We start from the raw sequence: 18,954 nt of genomic DNA on the forward strand, positions 1-18,954 counted from the left end.
GCCTGCAGGAAGAAAGCAATTGGCAACTGGCAATTAGCCAAAAAGCTCAACCGCAACGGGCGCAAAGGTCGCCAAGGTAATTGGAAATCCGGAACTTACTTCTTCCTTTGCGTCCTTCGCGTCCCTTGCGGTGAAAAGGCTTGGCTGATGGCTGACTGCTATGTACTGTAATCCGCGTTAATGCGCACATACTCCGCCGTTAGATCGCAGGAAAGAAACTCCAGTGCCGCATTCCCGGCGCCCAGCGCAATGCGGATTTCATACACCGGCTCTGACATATAAGCATGCGCCTGATCATGGTTGAAAGAGCACGCAGCGCCGTGGCGACAAATCTGCTGTTCGCCCAGATAGATATTGATCCGCTCGGGATTGATCTTGACTCCGGAATAGCCGATTGCCGACAGAATGCGTCCCCAGTTGGGATCGGCGCCGGCCCAGGCCGTTTTTACCAGAGGAGAATTGGCTATCGCGCGTCCGATCTGCCGCGCTTCACTCCGCGACCGCGCCTGTTCGATGTTCAGGCGCACCACGTGCTTTACGCCCTCACCATCAGCCACGATCTGCGCTGCCAGCGAGCGGCATACTTTCGTCAGCGCGGCCTGAAATTCATTGCGGACAGATTTGAACTGCACGCCGCTCTTGCCACTGCCCAGCAGCAGCGCCGTGTCATTCGTTGAAGTGTCACCATCGATGGAAATATTGTTGAAGCTCTGATCGGCCGCTTCTTTCAGGCAGGTTTGCAACTCGCGGGGACTCGCTGCCAGATCGGTGAACAGATAAACCAGCATGGTCGCCATGTTGGGATGGATCATGCCAGCGCCCTTGGCCACTCCCGCCAGCACCACCGGAATTTGATTGAAGGTTATGGACTGCGACGCTACTTTCTTGTGCGTGTCCGTGGTAAGGATAGCGTTGGCGAACTGATCGAACGCATCCGGGTCGGGGGAAGCCGTACTGACCAGCGACGGAATCGCGGCGTGGATCTTTTCCAGCGGCAATTGCACACCGATAATCCCCGTGGAGGAAGGGAATACGCGGTGCGGACTGACCTGGAGTTGTTTTGCCACTCCGATGCATACGCTGTTGGCGGCCTTCAGGCCTTGCTTGCCCGTGGCGCAGTTAGCATTGCCGGCATTCACGATGAGCGCCCGCATCAGCCCCTGTCCCCGACGAAGATGCTCGCGTCCAACTGTTACAGGCGCGGCAACGATCTGATTGCGCGTGAATATGGCGGCGGCGGAAGCGCCGTCGGGAGCCAAGGCCAGGGCTAAATCGGGTTTGCCGCTGGCTTTGATGCCGGCGGTGCATGCGGAAAAAAGAAATCCCTGGGGCGGGTTCGTGATCACACGGTCAGCTTAACCAGCGGTTTTGGTATCTGCAAGTCGCGCACTCCGCTGTGTTTGGGAATCTCGCCGCGGTACATGGCGATCTCGTCGCATGCATTGAACGCGGGACAATGCACGCAGTCTTTGTATATCTTGTCCGGCAGATCGTCGCGTTTGGCCAGGCTGAATCCCATGTGGGCAAAAAATTCCGGGATGCGGGTAAACAGGCAGACACACGTGACCTCATGCCGCTCGGCTTCCTTGAGCAGCGCCTCCACCAGCTTCCGTCCCGCGCCCAGGCCTTTGGTGGAGGGCGTTACGGCGATGGAGCGAATCTCCGCCAGGTGCATGCCGTAAAGATGCAGAGCGCCGCAGCCCACAATCCTACCGTCATCCTCCGCGACGACGAAGTCCCGAACGTTTTCCCTCAACTCCGCCAAGGTACGCGGCAGCAGCGTACCGTTGCCGGAATACGCACGGATGATCGCGTGAATTTGCTCCACGTCGGGCAGAATAGCGTTACGCGTGCGTACCATGTGCCTCCTGCATGGTGGCAAGCTTTTCCCGGGCTGCTTTAAGTGACTGCTGCACGCGATGGGGCGCTGTCCCACCGGCAACATCATGACAGGCCAGAACATTTTCTACCGTGAGCTGCTCGTAAATGTCGGCGTCGAAAGCGGAACTGAATTCGCGCAGTTGATCCAACGATAGTTGCTCCAGTTCGCAATCCTGCAGCACGCACTTCTGCACTGCCTTGGCAACAATCTCATGTGCCTGGCGGAAAGGCACGCCACGCTTCACCAGGTACGTGGCTGCAGCCATCGCATTCATGAAGCCGCTCTCGCACGCGGACTGCATGCGCTCCTGATTGAACTTCACCTGTCGCATGAAGCCCGCGGCGACTTTCAGACAGTGTCCCGCAGTGGCCACGGCCTCAAACAGCGGCTCTTGCGTTTCCTGCATGTCTTTGTTGTAGGCAAGAGGCAGGCCTTTGATGGCGGTAAGCAGCGCCACCTGATTGCCGATGATCCGCGCAGATTTCCCACGAATCAGCTCCAGCGCGTCCGGATTCTGCTTCTGCGGCATCGCGCTGCTGCCTGTGGAGTAAGCCTCAGGCAGAGTAATGAACGAATATTCCCGCGTGGCAAACAGGATAAACTCCTCCGCCCAGCGGCTAAGATGCACGCCCAGCAGAGAAAGCGTGTTGACCAATTCGACAGCAAAGTCGCGATCACTGGTTGCGTCCATGCTGTTGGCCGTGGGACGCGTAAATCCTAGCGCCCGACTCACCAGTTCACGGTCGAGCGGCAGCGTCGCTCCGGCGACCGCGCCTGAACCCAGCGGGCATTCGTTGGCCCGCTCGCGGCAATCCAGCAGGCGCTCACCGTCACGGAAGAGCATTTCAAAATACGCCAGCAGCCAATGCGAAGCCAGCACAGGCTCCGCCCGCTGTAGATGCGTATAGGCAGGCATCACCAGCGTCTTCGCATCATCGGCACGCTCCAGCAGTGCCTCCAGCAGATCGCTCAGCAATCCGCGTAGGTTATCTACTGAATCACGCACGAACAAGCGCAGGTCAGTTGCGATTTGCTCGTTACGGCTGCGTCCGCTGTGCAACTTCTTGCCGGCTTCGCCGATGAGCCCTACCAGTTTTTTTTCAACGAAGTGATGTACATCTTCAGCTTCAGGATCATCGAAGTATCCGGCCTGCTGTTCACTGGTCTTGCCAATTTCTTCCAGTGCCGCAGCTATCAGCCCGAATTCAGCGGGCGTAACAATGCCCGCGGCTTTCAAAGCCTGCGCGTGCGCGCGGCTGGCCGCAAGTTCATAGCGCAGCAGCTTCTGGTCGAACGGAAACGACCTCTGCCACTCTTCGAAATGCGGGTCCAGCGGCTGCCGGAACCGGCCTGACCACATCTTCACTTCGCGATCTCCTCCGCCCCAACGCGCGAAACCCGCGCGTCCTGGGGAGTCTGTTTCTGCCTGAGCCGTGCTCGCGACCGTGCAGGCAGGCCCAGGATACGGATGAAGCCTTCCGCATCCTTCTGATCGTAGCTCTCGCTCATGGTGAATGACGAGAGATCGGTGCGGTAGAGCGAATACTCCGATTCGCGTCCGCCAATCGTGACATTGCCTTTATAGAGCTTCAGCGTTACCGTGCCGCTGACTTCTTTCTGCGTCTCCTCGACGAAAGCCTCAAGGGCTTCACGCAATGGCGTGAACCACAGCCCGTAATAGACGATCTCAGCATATTTGAGCGCCATGAGCTGCTTGAAGTGCATGACTTCGCGCTCCAGGCAAAGCGCTTCCAGTTCGCGATGCGCGGTTAGCAACAGCGTTCCGCCGGGAGTCTCATAGCATCCGCGTGACTTGATGCCGACAAAGCGGTTTTCCACCAGATCAATGCGGCCAATGGCGTTGCGTCCGCCAATTTCATTCAGCAGTTCCACCAGCGGCAATGGTTCAAGCCTTAGGCCATTCACGCTGATGGGGGTTCCCGCTTCAAAGCCGATAGTGACTGTCTCTTCGCGGTCGGGAGCTTCCTGTGGTGAGCGCGTGAGCTGCCATGTGGATTCAAAGGGCGCGTTGGCAGGATCCTCCAGTTCGCCGCCTTCATGGCTAAGGTGCCATATGTTGCGATCGCGGCTGTGGATCTTCTCACGGCTCGCTGTTACGGAGATTCCGCGCGCTTCTGCATAGTCCAGGCAGTCTTCGCGCGACTTCAGCGTCCATTCCCGCCATGGCGCAATTACTTTCAAATCTGGCGCCAGAGCCTGGAAAGCGTGTTCAAACCGGACTTGATCATTTCCCTTGCCGGTGCAGCCATGCGCCAGCGTAGTGGCGTTTTCTTTCAGGGCAACTTCTACCTGGTGCTTGGCGATCACCGGTCTTGCCAGTGACGTTCCCAGAAGATATTTGTGCTCATACTCCGCGCCTGCGCGCAGGGCCGGAAAAACGTAGTCACGCAGAAACTCATCGCGCAGGTCTTTTACGATCACCTTTGCCGCGCCGGTCTTATGGGCCTTTTCCACCACGGCGTCAATGTCCTCGCCCTGGCCCACGTCGGCAATCATGGCGATCACGTCACAGTTATAGTTTTCCTTAAGCCACGGAATGATGATGGAGGTATCGAGCCCCCCGGAATATGCCAGTACTACCTTTTCACGCATGAATGCTCCTCATAAAACCTCTTAGTTATCGTTACAACTGATCCTTCGACTACGCGCCTAGCGGCGCTCCGCTCAGGATTTCGGCAGGAGGCTCTCATCCCAGCATGCGGGATCGCTCACGCCTCCTTGCGCCTCAACCTTTCACGCATGATTGCTCCTTGTGGGTGAGGTGCGCATACCGCTGCCCAGTAGTAATAGTAAGATCGCTTTCTGTATGTGCATGCGGTTCTCCGCCTGGTCAAAAACAATGGACCGTGGTGAATCAATCACGCCCGCCGTAACTTCTTGGCCGCGATGCGCCGGCAGGCAGTGCATAAACACCGCGTGTGGCGCGGCATGCGAGAACAGCTCTTCATTCACCTGATACGACGCGAAGATCCTGGCGCGCGCGGCTGCTTCTTTTTCATGGCCCATGCTGGCCCAGACATCGGTGTAAATGGCGTTGGCGCCCGTGACCGCTTTCACGGCATCATTCGTAATGTCGATAATGGCGCCGGTGCCTCGGCCAATCTTCTTGGCGGCGGCAGTGACTTCAGGTAGTGGCTCATAGCCTTTTGGCGTCGCCACGGAAATGCTCGTACCCAGCGCTGCAGCGGCCAGCATGAGCGAATGCGCCACGTTGTTGCCATCGCCAACATACGCCAGATGCACTTTGCTCAAGTCCCCAAACTTTTCTTCTAAAGTGAAGAAGTCGGCAAAGGCCTGGCAAGGATGTTCATAGTCGCTTAGAGCATTGATCACGGGAATGCATGTGTGCCGCGCCATATCAACGATGGTCTTATGCTCAAACGTGCGAAGCACAACGGCGTCCACCCAGCGCTCAACGTTGCGCGCGATGTCACAGACGGGCTCGCGTTCGCCCAGAAGTGAGCGTGTCTGGTCCATGAAGAGGGACGTGCCGCCCAGGCTGGCCATGCCGGCTTCAAACGTCAGGCGTGTACGCAAGGAAGCTTTTTCAAAGAACAACACCAGTTGCTTGCCCGCCAGCGCGCCACGGAAATCGGCAGGGCGATGCTTGATGATGTGCGTCAGCTCAAACATTGACTTCGTCTCTTCTGGAGAAAAGTCCTGGCAAGACACCAGATCGCGGCAGAGCACGGGCTGCTCCACTGGCGCTTTCATGGCTGTAAGGTCGTACATCCTGGCTGGCATCATGTTTATTTGTTCCTCCCGGCGGTGGCCGCTGTCTTTGCGCTTTTTGCCAATACCTGATCAAGCTGCTGTACGGCTGTGTCAATGTGTTGTTTCTTGATGATGAACGGCGGCAGGAATCGTATGACGGTTTCATCCGTGCGATTCACAATTGTGCCGAGCTTCAGCATTTGTTGAAAAACCTGTTTGGCTGCGTCCGCAGATTCAAGCTCCATGCCGATCATCACTCCCTGGCCGCGGACCTCAATAACCGCACTGTGTTTCTTCTGCAGCTTTTGCAGTTGCTCAATGAAGTAATCACCGACCTTTCGGATGTGCTTGAGCATCTTTTCTTTTTCCAGGATGGTGATCAGTTGCAGTGCGACGGCGCAGGCCAGCGGACCACCGCCGAAAGTTGTGCCGTGCATGCCGGGGTGTATGCATGCAGAAACTTTTTCCGTCGCCAGCAGCGCTCCCAGCGGTAGACCGCCGGCGATCGGCTTGGCCACAGTGACCAAGTCAGGCTGGATACCGTAATTTTGATACGCGAACCAGCGGCCGGTGCGTCCCATGCCGCTCTGGATTTCATCGGCGATCAGCAGCGCGTTGTATTTGCGGGCAAGTTTGTGTGCGGCGTCAGCAAATTGCTGGCTCACCGGACGAATGCCGCCTTCGCCTTGCACAAATTCAAATCCAATGGCGCAGACGGTGGAATCAAATTTACTTTCCAGATCAGCAACGTCATTGAAGCGGACAAATTCCACTCCGGGCACGACTGGCGCAAACGGCGCGCGATATTTTTCCTTGTGCGTTGTCGCCAGCGCGCCGAACGTCCGTCCGTGGAAAGCATGTTCCAGGGCCAGAATCCGCCACTTTGGTTCTTTGCCTTCGGCACAGTTTGCTTTCGCATAAGCGCGCGCCAGCTTCAATGCGCCTTCCCAGGCCTCCGTCCCGCTGTTGGTAAAGAACGCGCGGTCCATGCCGGAAATCTTGGTCAGCGCAGCGGCCAACCGGCCCTGATACTCGTGATAAAAGAGGTTGGAAGTGTGGACCAGCAGCTTCGCCTGCTTTGCAATCGTCTTGGTGAGCGCCGGATGTGCATAGCCCAGCGCATTCACGCCAATACCGCTGAGCAGGTCAAGGTATTTGCGGCCCTTGTTGTCGTAGAGGTACACTCCCTGACCTTTATGCAGGAGGACGGGATAGCGATCGTAGGTTGAGACCAGCAGTTTAGATTCCAGTTTGGTTACCTGCTCCAGGTTCACGCGACCAGCACCTCCGTCCCTGAGTCAATCTTGGCAAAATAAAATTCCGGCAGCGCTTCCACTTCCGCCGCGGGCAATATGCGCACGCGATTCACGCCATGCAGCAGTGCGTCTTTGCAAGCCTGAAGCTTTGGCAACATGCCGCCTGCGATGACTGCGCTCTGGGTCAATGCAGCGGCGGTACCGAGGTCGAGCCAGCGAATCACCAGCCCATCAGCATCTTTTACGCCCTGAACATCGGTGAGAAAGATCAATGCGTTGGCGTGGCAAGCCACGGCGCAGGCAGAAGCCATCTGGTCCGCATTGATGTTGTAATACTGGCCGTCACTACCCAGGGCAACGCTTGAGATCACGGGAATGCAGCCCTGCTGCCAGATGGTCTCAATCCAGCGCGGATCGACCGAGGAGATCTCGCCGACGAACCCCAGATCGTGGCCGTTGGTCATCTTTTTGCGCGCGCGGAATGCGTGGCCGTCGCCACCGCACAGGCCCATAGCCGCTTGCCCCACGCTGCCCAACGCGGCGACAAGTTTTTTATTCATGTGCCCGGCCAGGACCATCACGGCAAAGTCGCGGGTTTCGGCGTCGGTCACTCGAAGCCCGTCAATGAATTCGCTCTGCTTGCCCATCTGGGCCAGCATGCGTGTAAGAGCAGCGCCGCCGCCGTGGACCACGGCGACTTGATGTTCCGCGGCCAGTTGTTTCACCGACAGCACGGCGCGATGCAGCAGCGCGGCGTCTTCCAGAGTGGCGCCGCCGAGCTTGACTACAATCTTCATTTCAGGCCCTCCTCTTCATTCCAGCCAAACATTACGTTCATGTTTTGTACCGCTTGTCCCGCCGCGCCTTTTACCAAATTGTCGAGACAGGAGACGATAACCAGCCGCTTGCCGTCCGGGGCAAGCGTGAAACCAACGTCGCAGTAATTGGTGTGCAGTGAATATTGAATCTGCGGCAGCTTGCCGGCAGGGAAGATGCGCACAAAAGTGGAATCGTCATAAAACTTGCGCATGCAGGCTTCAACGGCGTCGGCGGCCATCACCGAATTCAGGCGCACGTAAATCGTAGACAGAATTCCGCGCGGGATGGGCAGCAGGTGCGGCGTGAAGATGAGCTGTTCCGGCAGTATTCCAAGCTGCTCCAGAATTTCTCCGGTGTGCCGATGATTGAATACCGAGTAGGCGGAAAGGTTCTCCGCCACTTCAACAAAATGTGTTTTCTGCGTGGGCTGTTTGCCCGCGCCGGAAACTCCGGATTTGGAGTCGCAAACGATCCCGTGGTTCAGGTCAACCAATCCTGCGCGGACCAGCGGCGCCAGCGCCAGGATGATGGATGTGGCATAACAGCCGGCATTGGCGACCAGCGCGGCTTCCTTCAACTCGGCGCGATGCAGCTCCGGGATTCCGTACACTGCCTGCGCCATGACTTTATCAGCCAGCGCAGGATTCTCATCGTTGAAATCGTAGATCGCGCGGTATTCAGGCGTCTCCAGCCGCCACGCGCCGCTCAGATCGATCACGTGAACGCCCTGGGCCACCGCCTCAGGAACCCACTCGCGTGAAACTTCATGCGGCGTGGCCAGAAAAAGAATGTTCACGCTTTTCGCCTTGAGGGTTTCCCAGCGAAACGGCTCAAGCGGATATCCGCCATTGCCGCTGACGTGGGGATAAAGCTCATCGAGCTTTGCCGTTGTGCTGGCCTCAACGTTGCGGGTAAAGAGAACGGGCTTTTTTGCGTAAGGATGGCGGGCGAGAAGACGCGCCAATTCAAAACCGGCATAGCCGGTTGCGCCAACAACCGCGGGCTGGATTGTTTGCGGCATCAGGCGCGCATGTCCTCAAGGCGCGTCTGTAACTTTTTGGCACTTTTATTGTCGGGCGTGATGATGAGCACCGTGTCGTCGCCGGCGACGGTGCCCACAACTTCGTCCCAGCCTTCAGAATCCACACCGAGTGCGACCGGCTGGGCAGCGCCGGAGACGGTCTTGATGACCAGCAGGTTTTGCGCGCGCCGCACTTCCACCACAAATTCCCGCACCACGCGGGAAACCGCGGGCGTGGGATCAGGGCCGGCATCGCCACTCGGGAGCGTGTAGCCTTCAGGCGTCCGCACCAGCCGCAGCTCATTGATGTCGCGCGAAAGCGTGGCCTGCGTCACGGGGAAGCCCCTGCGCGCAAGCACCTTCACCAGCTCCTGCTGATTCGGCAAGGGGCCTTCATGCACGAGCTCGACAATCAATTGCTGTCTGGCCAGTTTCGTCATACGAATAATTATGCAGTGCGATGTATAAATATGCATGGAGAAATATGGATGTGTCAATAGAAAAAGAAAAGACTTAACCACAAAGGACACGAAGGAACACAAAGGAGATCTGGTGATCTGGCGATCGCCGTGATCGGAAAACGTGTCTATCGCAGCGGCAGGCTACGGAACACAAAGGTGAATATGAAACAGGGCGGCAACCGGAGAGCTACCGGCCCTGCTTCATCCAGCAGAATCGCTTCTGCTGAAATTTGCCTTCGTGTCCTGTGTGGTTAAGGTTGTTTGATCAGTCCGTCCAGGATCTTCTCCGCTTGCTGGTGCAGGTCGGGCGGCGCGCCGTACATCACGCTGGCGGTCTTGCCGGATCTATCAAACAAGAACATGGTTGGGACAGCGGTGATATCGCCAAAGGCCTGGGCTGTGGCGGCGTCGGTGATGGCCCAATGCAGGTCGGGACTGAGCGCATTCACGGTTTCCCGGACTTTGTCTTCCGGCGATTCAACCGCGAACGCCAGAATGGCCACGTCATCGCCGTATTTCTTTTTCAGGTCACCCAGCCATTCCAGCGTTGAGCGGCAGGGCGGGCACCACGTGGCCCAGAATTCCACGAGCACAACGCGTCCGGCGGCATCTTCAGCGGTGAGCGGCTTGCCACCAAGATCAGTCAGCGTGAATTTGGGCAGCGAAGCGATAGCGGCCATGCTTGTGCTGGTTCCCGCACGCTCGCGGCTAACGACGTCTTTTTTACCCGCGAGAATCAGATCAATCATCCGGGTCAGGTCATGCTTGAATTTTGCCTGGTTGTCCGCGTTGCGCCACGGTGCGTAACGACCTGTACCTTCTTTTTCGCCGAAGTAGCCGAAGTCGCGCGGCGCGGCGATCAGGACATCATCCAAAAATATTGCGGGATAGCCTTTTACGCCGAAGCGGTCGGCCAGTTTGGAATCGCCAAAGTTTTCGCTGACGAACGTGACTTTTCCGGCGTACTTTGCCGCAACTTCCTGGGCCAGCAAACTTGCTGGGTCGGAGATGTTTCAAGTGTAAGGCCAGCGGACCAGAGTGAGCGTGGCGGTCCTGGCCGCTCGTTGTTGCAGTGGCGCTGCCGGCTTGAGCGCAGCGTAATACGCGGGCAACACCTGCTGCAGGATGACCTGAACGGCTCGCCATTCGTCCGGGGACGGCGCAGCGCTGTCCGGTTTGTTGAGCCATCCCTGGGCACGCTCCAGAAATGCCTGGGCGATTGAGTCATCGCGCTTCGATGCCGAGACTTTCTTCAGCTCTTCCGCCACCTGACTGCGTAGCGCAGACTGTTTGGCATCGTCAGGGACAACAGGGTCGAGCATGCCGAAATTCCGCACAGCTTCCAGATATTGATAGAGCGCGCCAGCGTATGCCTTGGATGAATCAAGTTCCCGTGCGAACTTAAGCGTGGCGTTGAGGTTGATAAAGCGCGGATGCATATCAATGGAGCGCGGCGGCTGGAAAGCGGCGTTTGTTTTTTCCTGAAGCGCTTCCAACTCAGGCAGCACCGAACGCAGTGGAAACGGGGAGCCTTTCCGTGCAATGCTCAGGCCATAGAGAAAAGCGGCGTACGCCGCTTCTCCTTTCGCCTCACCCATATACGCCAGGCCGTCTTGCGGCTTGGTGGACGTGGCAAAGCCGCGACTGCCTTCCAGCAAAGGAATCGTGCGGCCTTGCGCGGATTCTGAGAGTGCGCGGACCGCCGCCGGGAACCGGTTCCAATTACGCTGCCGCGCTTGTTTATCCAGCGCAGCATATTCCAGGCTGGCTTTGCCCCATTCGGCTTCAAAGGCGGGCAAGTTGTCCTTGACGGCGTCAGCTTTGGCTTCAATTGTTCTTACGGCCTGAAAATAGTCTTCCGCCTGCCCCAGATTTTCCAAGCTCAGGTACAAGTGGCCGGCAGAGCGTGCGGAATCAGCTTCCTGGAGGCGCTGCTCAATCCTTTTGCCAAGGTCGGCGAGATCAGGGCTTTGAATGGGCCGCGCTTTCAACGATTGCTGCAGGCGCTCAATTTCACCTTTGGTCTGCGCAGCAGCGTCCTGCGCATACGCTTTGATATTCGCGATGAAAAGAAGGCCGGCGAAAGACAAGGTGATAAGACGTACCAGCAAACCATGCTTTGTGGTCACGTGATCTCCTGAAGAGGAAGGTGCGCGCAGTCAGAGTATTGACTGTGGTCCCTCAAGAACGTGAGCCAGAGTGGGACGGATGTGCATGTGGGTGGGACGAAGAGGATGTCTTTGCCCAATCTCCCCTGCCATTTGCGTCACGTAGTTCTACCGAGAGCTACCTGGATTGATGTTATGTCGCGGCTGCAACGGCTGGCGATGAAAAATACATTTAAGAGAACGCCTTGAATCTGTATGGCAGGAATATTCTCGGGGTCCTTCGACTCGCCCTCCGTCGCACAGCTCCCGCATACTCGCTCAGGATGGCAATTGACGAGAAACGGCGGCAGAGACGTAGGAAGATAAACGCCCGAAAATGTGGCTAATTCGGGCTGGGTTTAGCCTGCGGGCTCCATCACAATGGGCATGGTGGGAGTCTGGCTGCCGCCTGCGTTCTCAATGGTCACGGCAAAGCCTTTTGCAATTACCCCAGTCGACATTTTGTGGAACATCATGCCATTGCCCTTGCTGTCGGCTTTGAACCATCCGGCAGACATTGGCGCTCCGCCATCGGCGGGGAGCAACCAGACCTGGTAGATTTTGTTTTCCGGCAGCGGAGTCAGATTGTTGGCCATCAGCAGCAATGCGCCCTGCTGCTTGGAATATACAGTCTTGATCTGCGGCTGAGGCGGCGTCTTTTTGCTGACCAGAGTCAGGGGCCATGCGTCTGGGGCGTGGAGCAGATCACGGACCATCTTGGCTTCAGCAAGTTCTGTATTCGTCCGCGCCAAATCCGACTGGATCTGTTCCAACTGCGCATGCGTGTGCCTGAGAGCTTGGCGGGTATTGCGAAGGTCGCGCCACAACAAAATACTGAAGACCGCCAGGATCAGCATCATCATGACCGGGGCAATGGTGACCCAGCGGCGGCGCAAATGGCCAAGAGCATAGCGCTGCTGGTTTCTTCTTTCCACACGCGGCTCCGCCGCCACAGCTTTCAGTAGCCGATCGCGTGAACGCGCGGGAGGCTGCGGCCCGGTGGCTGAGAGGGCAAGAAGCGCCGTATCCGCGCGCAAAGCTTCCAGTTCGCGACGGCAATCGCCACACGTCCCCAGATGGGCTTGCACGGCGGCCAGATCCTGCGGGTTATCGAGCGCGCCCATGGCGTAAAGCGCCAGCGCTTCAGCGAATTGTGGATGCGCGTTCATGCCAATACTTTTCTCAAAGCCAGCAGGCCGGTGCGGATGCGCGTCTTGACCGTTCCCAGTGGATCGCCGGTTTTTCCGGCAATTTCCGAATGAGTCATGCCCTCAAAAAATGCCATTTCCAACGCTTTGCGCTGGTCTTGCGGCAGGCCGCCCAGAACGCCACGGATTTTATCGACCACAAGTTTCTGGGAAGCCGCATCCTCCAGATCGACTCCGGTGGAGATTGGCATTTCGTCAATGTCATCTTCCGGGGGGCGTTTACGCAAAAGGTCGATAGCGCGGTTGCGGGCGATTACCGCAAGCCACGGCGCAAGGCGTCCACGATCAGCGTCAAAGGCCTGCGGGTTGCGCCACAACTGGAGAAACACTTCCTGCACCACGTCCTCAGCGGAGGCGGTACTGGTGAGTACGCGAAGCGCGACCCCATACACCACTCCGGAGTAGCGGTCATAAAGATCGGCCATGGCGCTCTGGTCCCCCACGCGAATGCGGGCGATCAAGGCCGCGTCGTCCTTATGGTTTGGCGCCTGCGTGCCGCTCACGCGCATTCTCTCGCTTTCATAGGAGTACGGATTCTGAAGCCGATTGGATTGCATTCTGGCCCGGGAAGCTGCCGTTAGGGCCGCAACCCCATCGTAACAAATCTGTTTTTGCAGGGCGAGGGATGTTAACATCCTCGGCATGCGTACCAGAACAACTGTTCTTTTATTGGCTCTTTTTTCCTTTTGCTCGATCGCTGCTTTCGCTGACTCCGCCGATTTTACCGTGAAGAAAGTGGGAGACGGTATTTATGCCGCTATTGGCACGGACGGCGGAAAAGCCGGCAGCAATGCCGGATTTATTATCGGCAACAATGGCGTGGTGGTGGTGGATACGTTTGAAGACGTTGCCCCGGCGCGCGATCTGCTGGCAGAAATCCGCAAGATCACGAACCTGCCGATTCGCTTTGTGGTGAACACGCATTACCATCTGGACCACACCGGCGGAAATGCCGTATTTGCCCAAGCCGGAGCGACGATCCTTGCGCAGCGCAACTTGCGTGGCTGGCTGCGGACGGAGAATCTGAAGTTTTTCGGCCCCAATCCAAAGCCGGAGCAAAAAGCCATGGTGGAAGCGCTGGTGCTGCCGGATGAAACTTACAGTGACGCCGTGGATATTTATCTGGGCACACGGCAAGTTCAAGTCCGCTACATGCTGGGCCACACCGGCGGCGACTCCGTGGTGACAGTGCCGGACGCCGACGTGGTTTTTGCCGGCGATCTGGTCTGGCAGAAGCATTTGCCGAACCTGATTGACGCCACCACTAGCGATTGGGTGAAAACGCTGGAGAAGTTGCTGGCCGACCATCCTGCGGGAACGTTTGTCTCCGGGCATGGCGATGTTGCCACCGTGGCCGATGTTCGCGATTTCCACGACTATCTAGTCGCGTTGCGTGACGAAGTGGCGAAGGCACAGGCTGCGGGGAAGACCGACCAGGCGCTCGTCGATGCGGTACTGCCGCAGCTGCAGGAAAAGTATGGGAAAGATTGCCCCGCCGCATCGCCAGATAAGAAGCCATCAGTTCCTACAGCAACATGCTGGGGATTCTTTGGGCCGTTCTCCAAACGCAACATTATGCAGACTGCGGCAGAACTTGCAGGGACGAAAAAAGTGCCGCAACCGGCGGCAGATAACTCGGCGCCAGCAAAATAAGAATGATTTCCATGATCATCTGCCGCCAAGTGAAACGTCTCGCTGTTTTCCTTAGTCTCTTTATCGGCTGTGGTGCGCGGATGGCGCTTGCCCAGACGCCCGCTCCACCCGCGGCGCGGCAGGACAACGTGAAGGAGACGATTCACGGCGTAGAGATTGTGGACCCTTATCGCTGGCTGGAAGATCAGGACAGTGAGGAGACGCGAAAATGGGAGGCAGCGGAGAATGCTTACACGCATTCGCTTCTTGATGGCTTGCCCATGCGCCAGCCAGCACACAAACGGCTCATGGAGATGTTCCACCATGACACAATGGGCGCTCCGGACGAGGAAGGCGGCTATTATTTTTTTACCAGGAAGGGAGCAGACCAGGACCTGCCGAGCATTTACCGCCGCAAGGGTCCAAATGGGCCAGACGAACTGCTGATCGATCCGCTTCCGATGAGCCCAGACCATACCACCAGCGTAGCCATTCAAGACATCACCACAGGCGGAGGCCTGATGCTCTATTCCGTGCGGCACGGCGGAGAAGACGAGATTGAACTGCACATCATGGACTTGAAGACTCGCCATGATCTGCCCGATATCCTGCCACGGGCTCTGTACCTGGGCGCATCATGGAAGAAAGACCTGAGCGGCTTCTATTATTCGCTGGGCAAGCGCGACATTGGAAAACGAATTTACTATCACGCTCTTGGTTCCGATCCGGCGAAAGACACGCTGGTGTTCGGCGAAGACTACGGACCCGATACATGGATCTCTCCTGAAGTTTCCCGCGACGGAAGCTATCTGCTGATCCACGTGGCGGCAGGCTGGGCGAAGGATGACCTGTTCATCCAGAACCTGGAGAAAAAGGGTGCGGTGCACCCGCTCATTACGGGCCTTGACGGCCACTTCACCCCGCAATTTGTCGGCGATTCATTGATTGTGGAAACGGATTGGCAGGCCCCGAGGAAACGCATTATCAAGATTGACCTGCGCGATCCGAAGCCCGACAAATGGAAGGAGCTTGTTCCCACCACTGACGACGCTATTCAAAATTTCAGCGTTATTGGCAGCAAACTGTTTGTCACCTACCTGCACAACGTTACGTCGCGCATTGCGATTTTCTCGCTCCAAGGCAAGCCTCTGGGCGAGGTGGCCCTGCCATCATCTGGCTCAGCCAGCATCTTTGGCCGCCCGGAGAGCGACGAAGGCATTCTCTTTTTTTCGTCCTATACGACGCCGCTGTCCATCTATCGTTACGCGGCTTCGTCAGGGAAGCGTGAACTGTGGTTCCGTGATCCCATACCGTTCAAGTCCGATGACTACGAGATGGAGCAGGTCTGGTACACGTCAAAGGACGGGACGCGTGTCCCAATGTTCCTGGTGCATCGCAAAGGCCTCAAGCCTGACGGCAAGACACCAACCATCCTTTACGGTTATGGCGGTTTCAACGTCAGCCTAACGCCCAACTTCAACAACTCCGCCGCATGGTGGGTGGAGCAGGGCGGCATTTACGCTGTAGCCAACCTGCGTGGCGGGTCAGAATTTGGCGAAGCCTGGCACAAAGCCGGAATGCTGGAAAAGAAACAGAATGTCTTTGACGATTTCATTGCGGCGGCGGAATGGCTGATCGCCAACAAATACACCAACCCGGAAAAGCTGGCGATCTGGGGCGGAAGCAATGGCGGACTTCTGATGGGGGCCGTGACCACGCAGCGTCCGGAGCTGTTCCGCGCCGTTATCTGCGATCATCCCGATCTCGATATGGTGCGCTATTACAAATTCACCAGGAACAACAATCCGCCTGCGTTGCTGGAGTACGGAAACGCCGCTGATCCCGCGCAGTTCAAGTTTCTCTATGCCTATTCGCCGTATCAGCATGTGACCAAGGGAACAAAGTATCCGGCATTCATGCTCACGAGTGGTGATGCGGATACCCGGGTGCCTCCGGAGCAGGCACGCAAAATGGCCGCGCGCATGCAGGCCGACACGGCGTCAGGCCGACCGGTGCTTTTGCTCTATGACAACAAGGCTGGCCATTCCGGTGGGCGGCCTTTCAGCCAGATTGTGGATGAACTCTCCCTCAAAATGGCTTTTCTTTCATGGCAGTTGGGATTGAATGAGCCGTCCCAACATTAGTTGTTTCCTATTTGGTGGTTGGGAAAAGGCGATAAAAATTCTCGGCTGTCTGCTTGCCGATTTCTTCTTTGGTCATCCCGCGCAACTGCGCAATTGCTTCGGCGGTGTTCACCACAAAGCTTGGCTCATTGCGCTTGCCACGATGCGGCACCGGCGCAAGATAGGGCGAGTCAGTCTCGATGAGCATGCGATCAAGCGGAACTTGTTTTGCGGCGTCGCGAATGTTTTCCGCTTTGGGAAAACTGACATTTCCGGCAAAAGAAATGTAGAAGCCAAAATCCAGCGCGGCTTGCGCGTGCTTCCATTCGCCGGTAAAGCAGTGCAGGATTCCCGGTAACCCGCTCGGCGTCCAGTGTTGGCGCAGCATCTCCAGAGCGTCATCCCATGCATTTTCACTGTTGTTGCTCGGTCGGCAATGGATGATGATCGGCAGCTTTGCCGTTGCGGCTAGTTCCATCTGGCGGCGGAAAACTTCTTTCTGCACGTCGCGCGGTGAGTGGTCATAAAAATAATCCAGGCCGATCTCGCCCCAGGCAATCAGCTTTGGATGTTTTGCCAGACGAGCCATCTCAGCGTAATCAGCTTCCGTCGCCACGCTGGCTTCATGCGGATGCAATCCTGTGCTGGCAAAAATCCAGTCATGCTGCTCGGCAATCTTCAGCGCGCAGTCGTATGTTCCCGGACCAGTACCGCTGCCGATAGCGAGGATGCGCTCCAGCCCGGCTTCTCGAGCACGGGTCAGCATATCGGCGCGGTCAGAATCGAATTTGTGCCCTTCAACGTGGGCGTGTGAATCGATGTACATAGGCCTTTTGCATCCAAATATCAATGATGCCAGTGAAAGTAGGTAGCCATCAAGTTAGCCGACAGACGGAAAAGAACATCGAAGCCTATCCAACGTGAATCGGCAAAATAAGTTACGGATATTTCTCATCGCTGGTCTGGCACAAGAATGAATCCGAATGAGCTTGCTTTCGATAAATTTTGAGCTATACTTCCACTCACCCCCTTCTTTTACTATCCGAAAGGATAAGCATGGAGATTACCGCAAATACCCTGATTGCAGTCGTGCGTCCAATTATTGAAGCCGAAATACCGGAAGAGTTAATTGCTTATAATTTGGGCGCCGAAGAGTGTGCAACAAGAATAATTGCAAACAGCCAACAAACGGATAAAGCGAACCCTGCAGAATTCGGATTCTTAAGTGCGAGTGCCGCAGCTGATGTGCTTGAATTTGTGAAATTGCTATCAGCCACTTTCGGATTTTTGACTACCGTTATTGCATGGTCCGGTAGTCGGCAGAAGGACGACGCCGAACTCAAACAAAAGCTCACGAAAGATCTAGTCCGAGCTGGGTTGCCGAAAAGCAAAGCCGAATTCATTGGTGACAAATATGCTGCAGTCATTGCAAAAAAGGGACAAATAAATGGGGCCTAACAAATCGGTTGAGGAAGATCTTAAAAAAGGTCTCAAATCTCTTAAAAGAAATGCTATTGCAACACGCATTTTGACTTTTACCAATATTCTAGGAGCTTTCGGAAGTATCCCATATAGCCTTTACACGATCTCAAATCAAAAAAGCAATCTAATTGAAAAAGGCTTCGCATTGCTGGGCCTCTGTCTCATTTCATATGGGTTTGTTTGGTTCATGCGGTTATATAAGGCAGCAAGGAGGCCGCTAAGTTCGAGACCTGGATGTGTCATTGTGCCTCCTGTCTTGGCTGACCTTCTCGCCGAAATGAGCCACCCATTTATGCAACGAATGTGCATAAAGCCTGAGGCCGTTTATTTTTACGTGAATCAGCGAAAACTAAGCGGTGGCCCAAGTGTTCATGTTACGAAGAATGGAAATGAGATTGAGATCCCACTCTCATTCGTTAAGCTCGCAAATTTTGATAAAGCTGCTGCCCGAGCATGTATGCAACACGAATTAGCTCACGTAGCTCACGGAGATGCTAAATCATGGGCCTTTGCAAGCGTCTTTTGGCATGTTTTGACGCGAATCGCAATACCGATCAGGGGACTAGCATTAGCCTTAGCCTTAATACTAATGGTCGTTGCGCAGGTTCAATACGGTAATGCTAGACAAGAGATTGACAAGGCGAGAACCCAAGTAAATTTAGATTACAGCACGGCGCTAACTAAGATAAAAGCGACACCAAATGCCGACATAGATCTCAACAAGTCCTTTCTGGACATTCAGCGAGACTCAGCACTAATGGAGCTTGATACCGCTCTTTCATCTGCTGATCAGCGGACAGATGTATTGATTTCTAGTGTTGGGTCTATTGTTGGCGTTGGGTTTCTCGCATTATTGCTACTGAGTTTGCGCAGAGATCGCTGGTTAGCTGAAAGATTGGCAGATACTGAAGCAATCATCTATGGAAATGGTGATGACCTAATCCGTGGCTTGCAGTTTCTATCTAAATCAACAACTGTTAACCTATTTTCATTGCATCCAAGCTTGGCAAAAAGAATTGAATATATCAACAAATCTGTAGCAAGTGTGATAGGGGCAATGCCGAGGCATGCGGCGAGTGCTTAACAAATGGACAGATTACTCCAACTCGAAATCATGGGTTAGCGATCTTCCAATAACAGCCTTTATCGAACGAGTTGAGCTAGCAATAGATACATCATCGCAGCACA

Annotated in this window: 18 protein-coding genes; 4 read left to right on the top strand and 14 right to left on the bottom strand. The window is 55.9% G+C overall.

Annotated features, from left to right (window positions below):
- Nucleotides 1–158 precede the first annotated feature (158 nt).
- The 13 genes from argJ to LAO76_12745 form a co-directional block, all read right to left on the bottom strand.
- On the bottom strand, nucleotides 159–1,346 hold the full coding sequence (argJ, locus tag LAO76_12685; GenBank protein MBZ5491779.1) for a bifunctional glutamate N-acetyltransferase/amino-acid acetyltransferase ArgJ: 1,188 nt from the start codon (nucleotides 1,344–1,346) through the stop codon (nucleotides 159–161).
- A complete protein-coding gene (locus LAO76_12690) occupies nucleotides 1,343–1,861 on the bottom strand; it encodes an N-acetyltransferase (GenBank protein ID MBZ5491780.1) in 519 nt (172 codons plus the stop codon). Before LAO76_12690 ends, argJ begins: the two co-directional genes overlap by 4 nt.
- A complete protein-coding gene (gene argH, locus LAO76_12695; GenBank protein ID MBZ5491781.1) occupies nucleotides 1,845–3,242 on the bottom strand; it encodes an argininosuccinate lyase in 1,398 nt (465 codons plus the stop codon). Before argH ends, LAO76_12690 begins: the two co-directional genes overlap by 17 nt.
- A gap of 2 nt (nucleotides 3,243–3,244) precedes the next feature.
- Complete coding sequence (locus LAO76_12700) at nucleotides 3,245–4,495, bottom strand: argininosuccinate synthase (GenBank protein ID MBZ5491782.1); 1,251 nt, start codon at nucleotides 4,493–4,495, stop codon at nucleotides 3,245–3,247.
- A 141-nt stretch (nucleotides 4,496–4,636) separates the two neighbouring features.
- Nucleotides 4,637–5,647, bottom strand: a complete 1,011-nt coding sequence (argF, locus tag LAO76_12705) for an ornithine carbamoyltransferase (protein ID MBZ5491783.1) — start codon at nucleotides 5,645–5,647, stop codon at nucleotides 4,637–4,639.
- Nucleotides 5,648–5,652: 5 nt separating this feature from the next.
- On the bottom strand, nucleotides 5,653–6,891 hold the full coding sequence (locus tag LAO76_12710; protein ID MBZ5491784.1) for an aspartate aminotransferase family protein: 1,239 nt from the start codon (nucleotides 6,889–6,891) through the stop codon (nucleotides 5,653–5,655).
- Nucleotides 6,888–7,670, bottom strand: coding sequence for an acetylglutamate kinase (gene argB / locus LAO76_12715; GenBank protein ID MBZ5491785.1), 783 nt, complete (start codon nucleotides 7,668–7,670; stop codon nucleotides 6,888–6,890). The genes LAO76_12710 and argB overlap by 4 nt, the downstream gene beginning before the upstream one ends.
- Nucleotides 7,667–8,713 carry an N-acetyl-gamma-glutamyl-phosphate reductase gene (gene argC, locus LAO76_12720; protein MBZ5491786.1) on the bottom strand — a complete coding sequence of 349 codons (1,047 nt, stop codon included), beginning with the start codon at nucleotides 8,711–8,713 and terminating at the stop codon, nucleotides 7,667–7,669. The genes argB and argC overlap by 4 nt, the downstream gene beginning before the upstream one ends.
- Nucleotides 8,713–9,153, bottom strand: coding sequence for an arginine repressor (argR, locus tag LAO76_12725; protein ID MBZ5491787.1), 441 nt, complete (start codon nucleotides 9,151–9,153; stop codon nucleotides 8,713–8,715). The genes argC and argR overlap by 1 nt, the downstream gene beginning before the upstream one ends.
- Before the next feature lie 272 nt (nucleotides 9,154–9,425).
- Nucleotides 9,426–10,166: a TlpA family protein disulfide reductase gene (locus LAO76_12730; protein MBZ5491788.1), complete on the bottom strand. Its 741-nt coding sequence runs from the start codon at nucleotides 10,164–10,166 to the stop codon at nucleotides 9,426–9,428.
- Between the two features lie 21 nt (nucleotides 10,167–10,187).
- A complete protein-coding gene (locus LAO76_12735) occupies nucleotides 10,188–11,303 on the bottom strand; it encodes a hypothetical protein (GenBank protein ID MBZ5491789.1) in 1,116 nt (371 codons plus the stop codon).
- 377 nt (nucleotides 11,304–11,680) lie between these two features.
- Nucleotides 11,681–12,490: an anti-sigma factor gene (locus LAO76_12740; GenBank protein ID MBZ5491790.1), complete on the bottom strand. Its 810-nt coding sequence runs from the start codon at nucleotides 12,488–12,490 to the stop codon at nucleotides 11,681–11,683.
- Complete coding sequence (locus LAO76_12745; protein ID MBZ5491791.1) at nucleotides 12,487–13,038, bottom strand: sigma-70 family RNA polymerase sigma factor; 552 nt, start codon at nucleotides 13,036–13,038, stop codon at nucleotides 12,487–12,489. Before LAO76_12745 ends, LAO76_12740 begins: the two co-directional genes overlap by 4 nt.
- A gap of 133 nt (nucleotides 13,039–13,171) precedes the next feature.
- Between LAO76_12745 and LAO76_12750 the strand changes: the two genes are divergently transcribed.
- Nucleotides 13,172–14,182 (top strand): MBL fold metallo-hydrolase, encoded by a 1,011-nt coding sequence (locus tag LAO76_12750; GenBank protein ID MBZ5491792.1) that lies wholly within the window; start codon nucleotides 13,172–13,174, stop codon nucleotides 14,180–14,182.
- 2 nt (nucleotides 14,183–14,184) lie between these two features.
- Nucleotides 14,185–16,305 carry a prolyl oligopeptidase family serine peptidase gene (locus LAO76_12755; protein ID MBZ5491793.1) on the top strand — a complete coding sequence of 707 codons (2,121 nt, stop codon included), beginning with the start codon at nucleotides 14,185–14,187 and terminating at the stop codon, nucleotides 16,303–16,305.
- 7 nt (nucleotides 16,306–16,312) lie between these two features.
- On the opposite strand, the gene LAO76_12760 is transcribed toward LAO76_12755, so the two are convergent.
- Nucleotides 16,313–17,110, bottom strand: coding sequence for a TatD family hydrolase (locus tag LAO76_12760; protein ID MBZ5491794.1), 798 nt, complete (start codon nucleotides 17,108–17,110; stop codon nucleotides 16,313–16,315).
- A 230-nt stretch (nucleotides 17,111–17,340) separates the two neighbouring features.
- On the opposite strand from LAO76_12760, the gene LAO76_12765 reads away from it, so the two are divergent.
- Nucleotides 17,341–17,742 (top strand): hypothetical protein, encoded by a 402-nt coding sequence (locus LAO76_12765; GenBank protein ID MBZ5491795.1) that lies wholly within the window; start codon nucleotides 17,341–17,343, stop codon nucleotides 17,740–17,742.
- Nucleotides 17,732–18,850: a hypothetical protein gene (locus LAO76_12770; protein MBZ5491796.1), complete on the top strand. Its 1,119-nt coding sequence runs from the start codon at nucleotides 17,732–17,734 to the stop codon at nucleotides 18,848–18,850. The genes LAO76_12765 and LAO76_12770 overlap by 11 nt, the downstream gene beginning before the upstream one ends.
- Nucleotides 18,851–18,954: the final 104 nt, after the last annotated feature.

The sequence above is a fragment of the Terriglobia bacterium genome, assembly GCA_020072645.1.
Taxonomy (GTDB): Bacteria; Acidobacteriota; Terriglobia; order Terriglobales; family Acidobacteriaceae; genus Angelobacter.

Excerpts from the sequence above, each read along its gene's own strand:
- argC (MBZ5491786.1), bottom strand. The coding sequence starts at position 8,713 with ATGCCGCAAACAATCCAGCCCGCGGTTGTTGGCGCAACCGGCTATGCC.
- LAO76_12690 (MBZ5491780.1), bottom strand. The coding sequence starts at position 1,861 with ATGGTACGCACGCGTAACGCTATTCTGCCCGACGTGGAGCAAATTCAC.
- argF (MBZ5491783.1), bottom strand. The coding sequence starts at position 5,647 with ATGCCAGCCAGGATGTACGACCTTACAGCCATGAAAGCGCCAGTGGAG.
- LAO76_12755 (MBZ5491793.1), top strand. The coding sequence starts at position 14,185 with ATGATTTCCATGATCATCTGCCGCCAAGTGAAACGTCTCGCTGTTTTC.
- LAO76_12740 (MBZ5491790.1), bottom strand. The coding sequence starts at position 12,490 with ATGAACGCGCATCCACAATTCGCTGAAGCGCTGGCGCTTTACGCCATG.
- LAO76_12760 (MBZ5491794.1), bottom strand. The coding sequence starts at position 17,110 with ATGTACATCGATTCACACGCCCACGTTGAAGGGCACAAATTCGATTCT.
- LAO76_12700 (MBZ5491782.1), bottom strand. The coding sequence starts at position 4,495 with ATGCGTGAAAAGGTAGTACTGGCATATTCCGGGGGGCTCGATACCTCC.
- LAO76_12765 (MBZ5491795.1), top strand. The coding sequence starts at position 17,341 with ATGGAGATTACCGCAAATACCCTGATTGCAGTCGTGCGTCCAATTATT.
- LAO76_12745 (MBZ5491791.1), bottom strand. The coding sequence starts at position 13,038 with ATGCGCGTGAGCGGCACGCAGGCGCCAAACCATAAGGACGACGCGGCC.
- argH (MBZ5491781.1), bottom strand. The coding sequence starts at position 3,242 with ATGTGGTCAGGCCGGTTCCGGCAGCCGCTGGACCCGCATTTCGAAGAG.
- argR (MBZ5491787.1), bottom strand. The coding sequence starts at position 9,153 with ATGACGAAACTGGCCAGACAGCAATTGATTGTCGAGCTCGTGCATGAA.
- argB (MBZ5491785.1), bottom strand. The coding sequence starts at position 7,670 with ATGAAGATTGTAGTCAAGCTCGGCGGCGCCACTCTGGAAGACGCCGCG.
- LAO76_12750 (MBZ5491792.1), top strand. The coding sequence starts at position 13,172 with ATGCGTACCAGAACAACTGTTCTTTTATTGGCTCTTTTTTCCTTTTGC.
- LAO76_12770 (MBZ5491796.1), top strand. The coding sequence starts at position 17,732 with ATGGGGCCTAACAAATCGGTTGAGGAAGATCTTAAAAAAGGTCTCAAA.